At 71.9% G+C, this 13,304-nt stretch carries 15 protein-coding genes and 1 pseudogene; 6 read left to right on the top strand and 10 right to left on the bottom strand.

What is annotated here, in order from left to right; all coding sequences use genetic code 11:
* The coding region (locus GT354_RS24165) for a DAK2 domain-containing protein (protein ID WP_161358472.1) at positions 1–183 on the top strand (183 nt) is incomplete at its 5' end.
* Positions 184–278: 95 nt separating this feature from the next.
* Positions 279–1,178: pseudogene (locus GT354_RS24160) on the top strand (winged helix DNA-binding domain-containing protein); the annotation flags it as partial.
* Positions 1,179–1,297: 119 nt separating this feature from the next.
* On the opposite strand, the gene GT354_RS24155 reads toward GT354_RS24160, so the two are convergent.
* The 3 genes from GT354_RS24155 to GT354_RS24145 form a co-directional block, all read right to left on the bottom strand.
* Positions 1,298–2,299, bottom strand: a complete 1,002-nt coding sequence (locus GT354_RS24155; protein ID WP_161358478.1) for a serine hydrolase domain-containing protein — start codon at positions 2,297–2,299, stop codon at positions 1,298–1,300.
* Positions 2,300–2,442: 143 nt separating this feature from the next.
* Positions 2,443–3,366: a hypothetical protein gene (locus tag GT354_RS24150; RefSeq protein ID WP_161358471.1), complete on the bottom strand. Its 924-nt coding sequence runs from the start codon at positions 3,364–3,366 to the stop codon at positions 2,443–2,445.
* Positions 3,363–4,112, bottom strand: a complete 750-nt coding sequence (locus GT354_RS24145; RefSeq protein WP_161358470.1) for a hypothetical protein — start codon at positions 4,110–4,112, stop codon at positions 3,363–3,365. The genes GT354_RS24150 and GT354_RS24145 overlap by 4 nt, the downstream gene beginning before the upstream one ends.
* 24 nt (positions 4,113–4,136) lie before the next feature.
* On the opposite strand from GT354_RS24145, the gene GT354_RS24140 reads away from it, so the two are divergent.
* On the top strand, positions 4,137–4,394 hold the full coding sequence (locus tag GT354_RS24140; protein ID WP_161358469.1) for a hypothetical protein: 258 nt from the start codon (positions 4,137–4,139) through the stop codon (positions 4,392–4,394).
* Positions 4,395–4,578: 184 nt separating this feature from the next.
* On the opposite strand, the gene GT354_RS24135 is transcribed toward GT354_RS24140, so the two are convergent.
* On the bottom strand, positions 4,579–5,643 hold the full coding sequence (locus GT354_RS24135) for a virginiamycin B lyase (RefSeq protein WP_237535394.1): 1,065 nt from the start codon (positions 5,641–5,643) through the stop codon (positions 4,579–4,581).
* Entirely contained in the window at positions 5,640–7,232 is a 1,593-nt protein-coding gene (gene abc-f / locus GT354_RS24130; RefSeq protein ID WP_161358468.1) for a ribosomal protection-like ABC-F family protein, read from the bottom strand. The genes GT354_RS24135 and abc-f overlap by 4 nt, the downstream gene beginning before the upstream one ends.
* Positions 7,233–7,538: 306 nt before the next feature.
* On the opposite strand from abc-f, the gene GT354_RS24125 reads away from it, so the two are divergent.
* Positions 7,539–8,090 (top strand): TetR/AcrR family transcriptional regulator, encoded by a 552-nt coding sequence (locus GT354_RS24125; RefSeq protein ID WP_346012149.1) that lies wholly within the window; start codon positions 7,539–7,541, stop codon positions 8,088–8,090.
* Between the two features lie 105 nt (positions 8,091–8,195).
* Here the strand turns inward: GT354_RS24125 and GT354_RS24120 are convergent, their stop codons facing one another.
* From GT354_RS24120 to GT354_RS24110, 3 genes are all read right to left on the bottom strand, one after another.
* Positions 8,196–8,990 carry an APH(3') family aminoglycoside O-phosphotransferase gene (locus GT354_RS24120; protein ID WP_161358476.1) on the bottom strand — a complete coding sequence of 265 codons (795 nt, stop codon included), beginning with the start codon at positions 8,988–8,990 and terminating at the stop codon, positions 8,196–8,198.
* 258 nt (positions 8,991–9,248) lie between these two features.
* Complete coding sequence (locus tag GT354_RS24115; protein WP_237535393.1) at positions 9,249–10,322, bottom strand: acyltransferase domain-containing protein; 1,074 nt, start codon at positions 10,320–10,322, stop codon at positions 9,249–9,251.
* A 41-nt stretch (positions 10,323–10,363) separates the two neighbouring features.
* Positions 10,364–10,879 carry a GNAT family N-acetyltransferase gene (locus GT354_RS24110; RefSeq protein WP_237535395.1) on the bottom strand — a complete coding sequence of 172 codons (516 nt, stop codon included), beginning with the start codon at positions 10,877–10,879 and terminating at the stop codon, positions 10,364–10,366.
* Between the two features lie 223 nt (positions 10,880–11,102).
* Here GT354_RS24110 and GT354_RS24105 point away from each other — a divergent pair, with 223 nt between their 5' ends.
* Both GT354_RS24105 and GT354_RS55895 read left to right on the top strand, forming a co-directional pair.
* Entirely contained in the window at positions 11,103–11,846 is a 744-nt protein-coding gene (locus GT354_RS24105) for a decaprenylphospho-beta-D-erythro-pentofuranosid-2-ulose 2-reductase (RefSeq protein ID WP_161358466.1), read from the top strand.
* Positions 11,847–12,094: 248 nt separating this feature from the next.
* Entirely contained in the window at positions 12,095–12,217 is a 123-nt protein-coding gene (locus GT354_RS55895; RefSeq protein ID WP_272923874.1) for a hypothetical protein, read from the top strand.
* A gap of 49 nt (positions 12,218–12,266) precedes the next feature.
* Here the strand turns inward: GT354_RS55895 and GT354_RS24100 are convergent, their stop codons facing one another.
* A complete protein-coding gene (locus GT354_RS24100; RefSeq protein WP_346012148.1) occupies positions 12,267–12,785 on the bottom strand; it encodes an HD domain-containing protein in 519 nt (172 codons plus the stop codon).
* 28 nt (positions 12,786–12,813) lie between these two features.
* Positions 12,814–13,304, bottom strand: a 491-nt coding sequence (locus GT354_RS24095) for a L,D-transpeptidase family protein (RefSeq protein WP_161358465.1), incomplete at its 5' end; no start/stop codon positions are given.

Here is a 13,304-nt window from a genome sequence, read left to right as displayed (position 1 = left end):
GCGAGCCTGGCCGACGCGGTCGAGGCGGGCGCGGCGGGCACCGAGGCGACCGCGCACCACAGCGCGCGCCGAGGCCGCAGCAGCTATCTCGGCGACCGGGCCATCGGCACCGTCGACCCGGGCGCGGAGGCGGTCGTGATCTGGTTGCGGGCGATCGAGGAGTCCCTGCGGCCTCGGCCGTGAGGCTTCAGGACACGAACGGTCCGCAATGAGGATCAACGTCGGAGGTGGTCCCGGGAGGTTCCCCGGGACGCCGTCCGACGAGGGAGTGCCACCGGATGACAACCTTCACGTGGTCGCAGGTCCGGGCCCGGCGGCCGACCCGACACGCCTTGGCCGAACCCGCGCCCGAGGGCGCTTTCCCCGACGTGGTCGCCGCGACGTGCGGCGCGCACGCGCAGGTGCTGTCCGCCGCCGAACTGTCCGTCGGCACGCGGGTGTCGAGGGCGACCCGTACGGACGTTCGCACCGCGTTGTGGAGCGAACACAGCCTGATCAAGTCGTTCGGCCCGCGCGGCACGGTGCACCTGCTCGCGACCCGCGATCTGCCGATGTGGATCGGCGCGTCGGCCGGCCTCCCGCGTTCGCACAACGGCCACAAGGCGGGAGTACGCCTCGACGACGCGCGGACCGACGAGATCGTCGCCACCGTCGCGGACGCGGTCGTCGACGCCGAACCGACCGTCGACGAACTGTCCGCCGAGGTCGTCGCGCGCACCGGCGCGTGGGCCGGCGAGCCGGTGATGCCCGCGTTCCAGGGCATGTGGCCGCGATGGCGGATGGCCTTGGCCGTCGCGGGAACCAGGGGAGCGCTGTGCTTCGGCCCCAACCGAGGCCGCAACGTCACGTACACGAACCCGCGCCGGTGGCTGCCCGGCCGGTAACCCCTCGACAGGGATGCCGCCTTCGCCATGTTGGTCCGGCGCTACCTGTACGCCTACGGACCGGCGACCTCGCGCGACCTCGCGTTGTGGACGGCCACCCCGCCCACGTGGGCGGCCGACCTGTTCGCCGACCTCGCCGCCCGCGACGACACGATCGAACCGGCCGACCTCGACGGCAGACCCGCCTGGATCGCGGCCGGCGACACCGAGACGCCGAGCGAACCACCATGCGGTGTCCGCCTGTTGCCCTACTTCAACGCCTACACGGTCGGCCGCCGTTCGCGAGAACTGATCTTCCCCGGCCCCGCCGGTTTCGCCGCGAATGCCGGCATCCGAGGATCCGGCATGTTCGGATCCTCGGCAACCGGCGATCAGGGTCGGCGGGTCGAGATGGCTGAACAGGTCTGGGGTGCTCATCCACCCATCGTGTCGGCGGCAAGCGCCCGTAGGGCCTCGTACGCGCTTTGTACGAACGTCGCCCGCGGGCCGGCCGCCGTGTTCGCCAACGCGGCCACTGCCACGCCCGCCTGCGGACTGAATCCCACGAACGACGTGAAGCCGCGGGTCGAGCCGCCGTGGAACACCAGCTCGTGGCCCGGCCGTTCGCGTACATTCCAGACCAGGCCCAGCCGGTCACCGCTGCCGCGAACGATCAGGCGCGGCCTGCGCACCTCGCGCAACGCGGCGGCCAACGCGGGCGACGCCACGCCCCCCGGGGTCAAATGCGCCGCCAGATACCGGGTCAGATCCGCCGCCGTGCTGCGCAGTGCGCCGGCGGCGGGCAGTCCCGGCATGTCCCAGGGCGGTCGCGGCCGACCGTGCAAATACCCCGTCACCTGTGGTGCGTTGGGGTCGCACGTGGTCATGACCAGGCCCAGCGGCACGCCCAGGCGGCGCACGATCAGGTCCGCGTACGGCATGTCCGCCGCCCGCGCGAGCACGTGACCGAGCAAGCCCACGCCCAGGTTGGAGTACGTCACGCGCGAGCCGGGCCGCGTGCGTACCGGGGTCCGGCCGAGTGAGTCGAACAGCCGCTTTTCGTCGTAGCCCGCGTACGGGTTCGAATACCACGCGGGCAATGCGGTCCGCAGCGACCCGCGCGGCAGCCGGGGCAGGCCCGATGTGTGCGTGGCCAGATGCAGGAGGGTGATGGGCGGTGCGCCGCGCGGACGGGCACCCGGTGGCAGGAAGGCGGCGAGTGGATCGTCGAGCCGAACCTCGTTGCGCGCCACCGCGTCCGCCAGCAGCAACGCCGTGAACGTCTTGGTCACCGAGCCCAGTTCGAACCGGGTGTCGGCGTCCACCCCCGTGCCGCCGGTCACGACCGCGTGCTCGTCGCCGCGAACGGCCGCCACGACCACGGCGCCGGTCGTCGGATCGCAACGCAGCAACGGGGCCAGGAACTTCGGGGCCAAGAGCTCCTCGACGTTTTGCCTGACGAGGAAGCTGCTCGCACTCGCACTCGCACTCGCATTCGGGCTCGGATCCGCGCCTGTGCCCGTTCCCGCGCCCGATCCCCCGCCCCCGCCCGCACGCGCATCCGCGCTCGCGCTCGTGCTCACGCGACGGCCGAGGCTGCGCCGAGCGAGCGGGCCAGGGTGATCGTGCCCGCCACGATCGCGACCACCGCGGTGTGCTCGTGGTCCTTGAACGCCCGGCGTTCGTCGGTGTCCACCGGGTCCGCGTCGCGCGGCAGCAGGCCGTTCGCGTGCTGCGCGGCCGCGAGCCGGTTCCAGCCCTGAGCGTCGCACACCGGCTCGGTCAGACACGCGTCCACGGCGAGGAGTTCGCCGACGAGGTCGAACTGGGCGACCTCCTGCCACACGTCCACCCACACGGGCAGCCACGCCCGCAGGTAGTCGCGGATCTCGGTGGGCAGCAACTCGGGATGCGCGCCCCAGTCGGTGATGTGGAAGACCGTGTGGGTCAGGTGGTAGCCGGTCATCCAGTCGATCGCCCACGGTTCCGGCGTCGCGCCGAGCCACGTGTCGGCGGCCAGTGTCGACCAGTCGTGGTCGTCTCGTACGCCCGCGACCCGGCGCGCGTTGGCCACCGCGAGGCGCCGGTTGGGCATCATCTCGACCGCGCGTGCCGAGTCGAGGTCGGCGAGGTGAGCGAGCAGGTCGTCCATCCGCTCGTGCCGGATGCCCGCCCGCACGAAGTGCGCGTACGTCTCCAACGGGTCGGTCACCAGCGGGTGGCCGACCTGACGCTCGTAGAGGAAGTCCCCGTCCCGGAACTGCCCCCACGCGAACTGCACGAGCTCGCGGGCGGCGGCCAGTTCGGCGGGCCCGGCGACGCCTTCGCGCAGCACGAGCGACGACGCGAGCGCGGTCTCACCGAGCGGCTTGTACGCGCTGTCCCGGTCGTCGAAGTCGACGATCGTGTGGGTGGGCAGTGTGCCGAACCCGGCGCTGTCGTGCAGCCAGCCCAGGGCCCGTGAGCCCACCGTGTGGGCGGTCTTGAGTACGTCGGCGTTCATGGACCCTCCGGCCCGGTCACGTGTTGGGCGATGCGCGTGTCGAGCACGGTGCGGGCGCTGCCGCCGCCGAAGAGCCGGATGTGGCGCAGCATCGGTTCCAGATCCAGGGGATACGGGGTGCCGGCGGCCCGCAAGAACGCGAGCCAGCGCGCGATCCGGGCCGCGGTGCGGTAGTCGCGGCGCAGCATCGCTCGGGTCGCGCCGCGGGCCAGGGACAGACCGTTGCCCCTGGCGGTCTCGTGGATGGGGCCGTCCAGGCCGGGCAGGGCCAGGGACGAGAGCTGGGACATCCGCACCGACCACGTCTGCCACGCGGTGGCGTCGGCGACCTGGCGGCCGTCGCCCGGGGCGGGCACGTCGACGGCCAGCCCGAAGCGGGTCAGCGTGCGGGCGGTGGCCCAGTCCTGCCACTCGATGATCCACGCCGTCTCCGGCGAGGCGCCCATCGAGTCGGGCGGGAACACCGAGAAGGCGCGGGCGGCCGCCTCGGCCTGCTCGATGGGGAGCGGGGTGCCGCGCAGTACGTGCGGGGCGAGCATGTCGGAGCCCAGGACGCGCAGGCCGGGCAGGTCGGCGTCGAGGTCTCGCAAGTCTTGCTGGTGAGCGGGGTCGGCCGCGACTTCGGCGGGTACGACCGCGCCCTCGGCGTCCATGAGGACACCGAGGGCGCGGCCGGCCACCCGCTCGACCGCCGCCGTGTACTCCTCGTGAGGAGTGGTGTCGGCGAAGGGCATGGTGGTGATCAACTTCCGATGGGAGTCGGTGATGTCGTGGACATCGAATCCGGCTTACCGCTCCTTCGGGGGCTTCGGCGACAGGAGCAGGCCGAGGACGAGAAGGCCTCCGCCGAAGTCTTCCGGCGCGAACAACGGCGCGTCACTGATGGTCGTTTCTTCTTCGATCATGAGCGTCGCTACCGTGCGAGTCGCCGGGGCAGCGGGCTGACGGACGTGTTGAGTAAGCATCGGGTGCTCCCTCATCGTGACTTCACCGCCGGGCTCGACGATGCCCCCGTACTTCGACCATAGGCACTTTTCATGTCGATTTGCATTATTTAGGAATTACGGCGTGTGGCGCCCGATGGACTCGGCACATTCGTGCGCGGGTTGTGCCGCCGGGTGCACGCGGGCGCGTTTCGGGGCGTCCGGGAGGAGCGCCGAGAGCGGGCGCGGGGCCGCGCGGCGGAGGGAAATCCTGTGTCCGGTTGGGGACTCAGGGTTCGACGGCGGCGGGCCGGGGGTCGAGGCGGGCGAGGGTGCCGGTTTCCATGGCGATCCAGATCGCGCCGTCGGGGCCGCACACGACGCCGTGTGGTTCCGCGGATGTGGTGGGGAGGTCGAACTCCGTCAAAGCGCCGTCGGGGGTCAGGCGGCCGACGCGGTTCGCCCCCCACTCGGTGATCCAACAGTCGCCGGCGACATCGAAGGCGACCGCGTGCGGGCGTGACCGGCGGTCGGGCAGCGGGAATTGGGTGTATTCACCCTTGGTGGTGAGGCGGCCTACGGCGCCGGCGCCGATCTCGGCGAACCACACCGAGCCGTCCGGGGCAGCGGCGATGCCGACCGGACCGGCGCCGGGGGTGGGCAGGTCGTGGAGGGTGATGTCGCCGTCCGTGGTGATGCGGCCGACCGCGTTTCCCGCGTTGAGGGTGAACCACAGGGCGCCGTCCGGCGCTGCGGTCAGGGCCGAGGGGAATCCGCCTGCCACCGGCAGCGCGAAGCCGGTGATCTCGCCGGCGGTGGTGATGCGGCCGATGCGGTCCGTGGCGGTCTCGGTGAACCACAGCGCGCCGTCGGACCCGGCGGTCAGGCCGAACGGGCCGCCGTTCGCGGTGGGCAGGGCGAAGTGGGCGACGTCGCCCGCGGTGGTGATGCGGCCGATCCGGTGCGCCCGGTACTCGGTGAACCACAGCGCGCCGTCGGGTCCCGCGGCGATCACGGTCGGGCCGCAGTCGGGGGCGTCGAGGTCGTAGGTGGTGACCTGGCCGTCGGTTGGGCAAATCCGGCCGATCCGGCCGGCGTGGACGAGGGTGAACCACAGCGCGCCGTCGGGGCCGGTGGTGATCGCGTAGGGGCCGGACACGGCGTCGGACACCGGGAATTCGTCGCACGTGGGGGCGGTGCGGGCGGTGACGGTGGTACATGTCGGGTCGGCGGTGTTGCCCGTGGTGGCTGTGCCACCCGTGACGGTTGTGTCTGCCGGGTCGCCCGTGACGGTCTCGCCGGCGGGGGGTTCGGACTCGGGTGTGGGCTCGGGTGTGGGCTCGGGGGGCGTCATACGAGTGCTCCTTCGCTCATCAGGACGCGCGTGCCGGTGAACCTGCCGTGCAGGGCGCGGTCGTGGGAGACCACGACGAGGGCGCCGGGGTAGACGTCGAGGGCCTGTTCGAGCTCTTCCACCAGGGTCGGCGAGAGGTGGTTGGTGGGTTCGTCGAGGAGCAGCAGGTCGGCCGGTCGGCTCAACATCCGGGCCAGGGCGAGGCGTTGGCGTTGGCCCACCGACAGGGTGCCGACCGGCCTGACGAACAGCTCGGGGTCCAGCAGCCCCGAAGCCCGAAGCCGGTCGCGGATCTCGTCGGGGTATCCCGGAAGACCCGACGCGTAGGTCGACAGGACGCTGCGGGCCGGGTTGACGAAGTTCGGATCCTGCGGGAGATAGCCGATCCGGCCGCGCCGATGCACCGTGCCGTCGTCGGGCTCCAGGGCGCCGGCGAGGACGCGCAGGAGAGTGGACTTCCCGGCGCCGTTCGCGCCGTGGACGAGCAGGCGCTGCCCGGCCTCGATGTGGAAGTCGGGCACCACGAGCCGATGCCCGACCCGTACGCCCTCGAAGTGCACGAGCACGCCGGACGTCGCGCCGGTGCCGAAGCCGCCGGTGAAGCGCAACGGCTCGGGCGGGGCGGGTACGGCATTCTCGTGCAGCCGGCGCAGTCTCTCCTTGGCTCGGCGGATGCGCGACGCGACCGAGCTTTGCACGCGGCCGCCGTTGCGGTCGTACGCCATCTTGTTGTTGTCGGTCATCGCCCGCCCCGGCGCGACGCGCTGCGCGGTGGTGGCGAGGGCGTGTTCGGCTTCGCCGACGTCGCGGCACCAGTCGGCGTGCGCTTGTTCCCAGCGCCGGCGCATCGCCGCTCGGGCGGCGAGGTAGGCCGTGTAGTTGCCGCCGTAGCGGGTGACCGTCGCGTGCTCGACCTCGACTGTCGCGGTCGCGACGCGGTCGAGGAACAGCCGGTCGTGGGAGATCGCCACGACAGTGCCCCGATGCTCGCGCAACCGGTCCTCCAGCCAGACCACGGCCGCCGGGTCGAGGTGGTTGGTCGGTTCGTCGAGCAGCATGACCTCGGGGGACGCGGCCAGCAGGCACGCCAGGCCGAGTCGGGCGCGTTCTCCGCCGGAGAGGGCACCGAGCGGGCGGTCGTAGGGAATCGAGCCGAGGCCGAGGACCTGGACGGCCTTGTCGGTGCGGGCGTCGGCCTCGTAGCCACCGCGGGCCTCGAAAGTGCTCAGCAGTTCACCGTATTCGCCGAGGCGGTCCTCGGTGAGGTCGGCCTCCAGCTCGCGCAGCCGAAGCTCCATCGCGCGCAGGTCGGCGAGAGCGGCGTCGATGGCCTGCCGGACGGTGTGGGTGTCGGGCAGATCGAGGGTCTGGCCGAGGTGACCGATGCCGCCGGGAGCGGTGACGGTCACGGTGCCGTCGTCCGGCGCGTCCACGCCGGCGATCAGCCGCAGGAGGGTGGACTTGCCCGATCCGTTCTCGCCGACGATGCCGACGTGTTCCCCCGGCTTGACGGTGAGCGATACGTCATCGAGGACCGGTCGATCGGTGTACGCCTTCGACACGTTGCGGACGGTGAGCTGAGCGGACAAGGCGAGTCTCCAGTGGGCGCGGCGCAATGGTGCCGGTGGGGGCGTTGGCGGTGGTGGGGTTCGGGAGGTGGGTCATGGCTGCCGTGCTCCTTGTGGTGTTCATTTTCGGAGGTTTCGATGGATCGGTCTAATGCAACAGGATTGCATTAGGATGAGCATGACAGTGAGCATGACAGGTGAGGGAGTGCTAATGCAACTGAGTTGTCTTTGAGTGCCGAGGGTGCCGAGGGTGCCGAGGGTGGCGCGTCCGTGGGAACCGCCGGGACTGCTCGGCCCGGGGGGCGGACCGCGCGTACGCGGGAGGCGGTGCGCGAGGCGACCCTGGCGGAGTTGGCCGACAAGGGCTTCGCCGGGCTGACCGTCGAGGCGGTCGCGGCCCGCTCCGGTGTGCACAAGACCACCGTGTACCGCCGCTGGCGCAACGCCGCGGGACTGGCCGCCGACGCGCTCGACCTGGCCTCCACCGAGCCGTGGCCGATTCCCGACACGGGCACGATCGCCGGTGACCTGCGCGCGATCACGGCCCTCGTGTCGACCGGTTTTCTCGATGCCACCGACGGGCCGACCGCGCGAGCGCTGGTGGTTGCGGCGGTTCGCGACCCGATCGCCTCGGACGCGCTGCGCGGCTTCCTGGTCGGCCGGCTCGTCGATGCCGGGTCGGTGGTCGAACGTGCGGTCGAGCGCGGCGAGTTGCCGCCGGGTACGGACGGCGTCGAGGTGGTTCGGGCCGCGGTGGCGCCGCTGTACTACCGCCTGTTCATCACGAACGAGCCGGTGGGCGACGCCGTCTCGACCCGCGCGGCCGACGCCGCGGTGGTCGCGGCACGCGCGGGGGTGTTCGTGACGGACGACGGGTGAGCGGCGCCCGAGTGTCGGGCCGGGTGGGCGCGCGGCGCGGTTCGGGTGCCTTCTCGGGTGGCCGGAACGCGAAGGCGGCCGGATCGCCAGGGCGAACGCGCGAGGTCAGCAGAACTCGTCCAGCAGGCAGTGGAAGGCGATGCGTTTGGGGTCCAGATCGCCGTCCGGGGCGTAGCGGGTGAGGAAGCGCGTCGCGTGCTCGGGGGTGAATTGCGGGTTGTCGGGGTCGAGCAGACTGCGCATGGCCAGGGCCGGGTCCGCGTGCCGGTCGGTGCGGCCCAGGCGGCCCAGGTCGATCAGGGCGAGCACGTCCAGGGTGTCCGGGTCGAGGAGCACGTTGGGCGGGCAGTAGTCGCCGTGTCCGACGACGAGGTCCTCGTCGTCGGGCACGGTCGCGGTCAACTCGTCGAGCAGTTGGGCAGCGGTGCGCCCTCGGCGCTCGTCGTCCACGTCGTCGAGGTCGACCAGTCCGGCGGCCACCGCGTGGCGTGCGTTGGGCACGGTGACCGCCAGGCTGCGATCGAAGGGGCAGTCGGCGACCGGGAGTTCGTGCAGCGTACGGGCCATGTCGGCGAGGGCGTCCACGACGGCGTCGCGGCGATCCGCCGGCCACGGATCGGCCGCGGTGCGGCCCGGGACCGCTCGGGTCAGCAGCCACGCACCCGCCGCGTCGGCGGCGTGGTCGAGGATCTCCGCCACCGGAAGCCCCTGTTCGGCCAGCCACAACCCGCGCGCGGTCTCGGCGACCAGGTCGAACCCGGAATCGGGGTGGGCGTTCACCTCGGCGACCTTGAGGTACAGACTCTCGCGCCCGTCGAGCCGATACACCCCGGCTCCCGATCGGCCGACCGTGATCGGCTCCCACGTATACGCCGAGAACCGGCGCCGAAGACCGTTCATCAGCCGAAGATCGTCCGTCATAGGAACCATCCTCGCGCATCCCCGTCCCGAGGGCCGCCGGGGTGCGCAGGCATATATCGCCGGCACCCGGGGACATCACCGAGCAGCACGTGGACGCCTTGGTCACGGCGGCCGATGCCTCGTTGCTCGGGGGCGGTGGGGTCGACGAGGACGTGTACGAGGCGTTCGAGGCAGCCGTCACCGCTCGGCGCCTCGCCGATCGACAGGGTCGCCCGTTGCCGGCCGGCGGCGGCGTGGTCACAGTTCGAACCAGCCGAGGCCGCTGTACCAGTGGTTGCCTGCTCGGAGGTGGTCGCCTACGGCGCGTTCCAGGGAGGTGCGGCGGGGGAGGGTTTCGATCGGGAGGTCGGGGTCGCCGAAGACGAAGGCCACCGGGCTGGTGTCGTCGGGCGTGCGGTTCGGAAGTTCCTCGACCAAGTGGAACCGGCCTTGGAAACGCACGATGTTGGACGACTTCGGCAGATACTCACGAAGTTGCGGGTCGAGCAGCCAGGACCCGCACAGCGCGATCCGGTAGCGCTCCCGGGGGAAGTGGCGTGGGAAGAAGTCCTTGGCCAGGGCCAGGGATTCGTCACACGCGGCCGGGGTGAACGGGCCGTGGAAGGCCGGGATGTGCAGCGCCAACGCGGGGTCCTCGGGCCGGTGGGACAACCCGGCGGCCCGGGCGCTCTCGCTCACCCGGCTCGGGACCAAAGCGCGTTGGAACTGGAGCCGGCCCAGTTGGTAGAGCTCGCCGCGGAAGTGCAGGCCCATCCAGTGCCGGGCGATCAGTCCGCCGACGCCCAGGCGCCGACGGTGCACCGCCACGTTGCGGCCGAGGTCGGCCAGCGTCCGGCGGGATACGTCGGCGGGGATGCCGAGCCGGTGGTGGTACGCCTGTACGTACGGCAGGGCCGCGATGAACGAGAGGACGTGGAACCAGCGCCCGACGGCCCCGAACTCGCCCGGCAGCGGCGGGAATTCCCGTCGATCGTCGATCGTGTCGATCCCCGCGATCAACGTCCGCGCGTTGCGTTCGAACACCTCGCGCAGTTCGGGATCGCGCAGGAGCACGTCGCGCGTCGCGAGGAGTTCGGTGACATCCTCGTGTGGCACCGAGAGGTCGAGCAGTACGGACACCAACTCGTCTCCGGCCGGCAACGTGACCTCGGCACCGGTGGCGAAGGGCGCCAACCCGTCGAGCCAGGCGGCGAGATCCTCGTCCGAACGCAACCCGCTCGTCGTGCTTTCCATCGACGCGTCCCCCTCGGTCCGGCACGGTTCGCGGTCGCCCCACGGTTCGTGGTCGCCGCCCGGTTCACGGGCGTCCATTCAATCAACTCGCGGCGGTTGCGCCGGGGCTTTCGGATCGGTCAACCTCGGGGAACGCGCAGGTCGATCACGTAGAACACCTTGTCGTAGCGGGCGTTTCCGACGGCGACGAAGTCGGTCAGGCGGCCGTACTCGGTGAAGCCCAGGCTGCGGTACAGGCGCAGCGCGTTCGAGTTGTCGCCGCGCGCGTCCAGGGTGAGGAACTCGACGCCGGCCGCCTCGGCGTCCTCGATCAGTGCCGCGGTGAGACGCCGACCGAGGCCGCGGCCGTGCGCGCTCGGCGCGACGGCGAGCTTCTCCAGGTCGGCGTTCGGGCGGTGGGTCGGACGGGTGTACCGCCGCCAATAGCCCAACCCGACCAGCCGCTCCCCTTCGTACGCCAGTCGCAACGCGGCGTCCCCCACCCGCGAGGCCGCCACGAGGTCGTCGAACAGTGCCGCGACCTCGTCCCGCGACGGCGGCTCGACCCATCCGAGCGCGGCGCCACCCGAAACGAGGTCCGCCAAAAGCTCGTGCGCCTGCCCCACCGCATCGACCGCCTCCGGGGCGCCGAGCAGGACGGCGGGGACGGCATTCTCGTTCGCGATCACGCGCACCAGACTATGGGGTTGCTCCGGGCGACCCCGAACGGAGCCGAGCCCCCGGCCGAGCACGCCGGAGCAGAACCGAGTCCGTGTTCGGTCGGTGACGGGTGCCCGCGTGAATGGACGGTGGGGTCCGAGGGCATCCGGTCGGTTCGGTGGGTCCGGTGGGCCCGGTCGGGTCGGGCAGACTGGATGGGTGAGTGGACATGTGTTGGTGCTCGGTGGGCGAAGTGAGATCGGGCTGGCGGTCGCGGAGCGGCTGGTCGGGCGGGGGGCTCGAACGGTCGTGCTGGCCGCGCGGCGCAGTCACGAACTGGACGACGAGGAGGCGGCGCTGCGCAAGGCCGGTGCGGAGCACGTGGATCGGGTCGAGTTCGACGCCGACGACCTCGGCTCGCATCGGTCGATACTCGACGACGTGGTGGCGCGGCACGGGCCGCTCGACGTGGTGGTCACGTCGTTCGGGATCCTCGGCGACCAACGGCGTGCCGAGCGCGACGCCGCGCACGCGGTCGCGGTGGTGCACACCGACTACACCGCGCACGTGAGCATCCTCACCCATCTCGCGACGCTGCTGCGGGCGCAGGGGCACGGCCGGCTGATCGTGTTCTCGTCGGTGGCGGGGGTGCGGGTGCGGCGGGCGAACTACGTGTACGGCTCGGCCAAGGCCGGTCTCGACGGGTTCGCGAGCGGGCTGGCCGACGCGCTCGCCGGCAGCGGGGTGCGGCTGTTGCTCGTGCGTCCGGGTTTCGTGGTCGGGCGGATGACCGAGGGCATGTCGCCGGCGCCGTTGTCGAGCACGCCGGAGCAGGTCGCCGACGCGACGGTGCGGGCGTTGGCGCGCGGCCGAGGCGAGGTGTGGGTGCCGGCCGTGCTGCGCCCGGTGTTCGCGGGCATGCGCCTGATGCCTCGGCGGATGTGGCGTCGACTGCCTCGTTGATCCCGACCGCGGGCTGTGGCAGCATCCGAGGCATGACCGCACCCACGTGAAGAGTTCCCGCCGGCCGACAGCCGTGGCGCAAGGTCGACTTCTCGGTCTTCGGCGGCGGCGACGACCCGTGGTCGTGCTCGGTCTGCGGCACGGCCGTGGCCTCGTACGTCTACCGGTTCCACCCGGCCGAATCCTCGTCGTACGAGCGATGCATCGGGCATTCGTGGTGCACCGCATGCCGGTTGTACACGGGGTCCATGGTCTACGTCCCGCGCGCCCGGGTGCTCGTCGACGCGTTGGCCGGGCTGCCGGTGGAGGAGCGCGAACGGCTCGAACGCAGTGAGGTCCGGCTGATCGACTACTTGTCCCGCCGGACGTAGCGGCCCGATGCCGTGGCCGGGGACCTTCGCCGGTGCCCCGGCCGCGGTACTACAGCAGCAGCGTGTCCGGATCGATCGCCGTCACGAAGTCGTCGAGGGCCTGGTAGGTCTCCCACTCCGGAAGGCCGGAGGCCGTGGCGAGCAGGGTGATCAGGGCCTGTTCCAGTTCCGGGACACGCTTGCCCTTCCAGACCTTGTCGGCCAGGCTCACGAGCAGTTCCTCGGGATCGGCCGGGTCCCACGAGGCGTGCGTGCGGGCGAAGCGGGCCCGGGTCGGGGCCACGCCGTGGGCGGTCAGCAGGTCGTAGCCCGCCTGCTCGTGGCACGCCCCCGGGCCCGAAAGCTCTTCGGGGTACAGGGCTTTGCCGATGTCGTGCGTCGCGGCCCCGAACAGGACCGTGTCGCGGTCGAACGGTACATGCGGGTGGGTCGCCGCGACCCAGTCGCACAGTCGGTACGCGACGTCGTGCACGATGCGCAGGTGCGCGACGAGGCGGGCGGGCGCGGCGACCCGGTCCAGGAGGGTGGCGGCTTCGGCGGGCAGCGGGCGGAGCTCGACGGCGGTCACCCACCCAGCCTAAGAGGCTGACGCGTCGTCAGGAAGCGGGACCACCCACGGCCAGCGCCGGCGCGTCGCCCATCGCCACGACCGGGTGGGCCGCGGGATCGAGGGTGGTGAGCAGCGTGACCAGTGCCTCCCGCGGGAGCGTCACGCAGCCGTGGGTGGCGCCGCCGTGATCGATGTGCAGCCAGATCCCGCCGCCGAACTCGTCGCCGCGAGGGCGCTCGGCGTCCTGCGGCGAGCGGCCCGTGACCCGGTTGTAGTCGATGGCGATGACGTGGTCGAACGTGCCGGCCAACTCCTCGCCGGCGAACCCCGTACCGGAGATGGCGAATCCGTCGGAACGGTCGTAGGGCAGCCGAGTGCCGGGATCGGGCAGCAGGCCGCCCGCGTCGGTCAGCGAGTACACGCCCACCGGCGAACGCAGATCGTCCTCGTGGTGGTCCCCGGTCCAGCCCAACTTGCCGTTGTGCGCGGGCCACGCCGCGTTCGGCAGCCAGCCGCGGTCGTCGCGCGACCACAACG

It is taken from the genome of Streptomyces sp. SID3343 (assembly GCF_009865215.1).
Classification (GTDB): domain Bacteria; phylum Actinomycetota; class Actinomycetes; order Streptomycetales; family Streptomycetaceae; genus Embleya.
Note: the sequence above shows the minus strand (reverse complement) of the source record. Positions and strands in the feature narration are given on the sequence as shown.

Coding starts and splice junctions, on each gene's coding strand:
- GT354_RS55895 (WP_272923874.1), top strand. CDS start 12,095: ATGGTCTACGTCCCGCGCGCCCGGGTGCTCGTCGACGCGTTGGCCGGG.
- GT354_RS24150 (WP_161358471.1), bottom strand. CDS start 3,366: ATGAACGCCGACGTACTCAAGACCGCCCACACGGTGGGCTCACGGGCC.
- GT354_RS24115 (WP_237535393.1), bottom strand. CDS start 10,322: ATGGACGCCCGTGAACCGGGCGGCGACCACGAACCGTGGGGCGACCGC.
- GT354_RS24120 (WP_161358476.1), bottom strand. CDS start 8,990: ATGAACGGTCTTCGGCGCCGGTTCTCGGCGTATACGTGGGAGCCGATC.
- GT354_RS24135 (WP_237535394.1), bottom strand. CDS start 5,643: ATGACGCCCCCCGAGCCCACACCCGAGCCCACACCCGAGTCCGAACCC.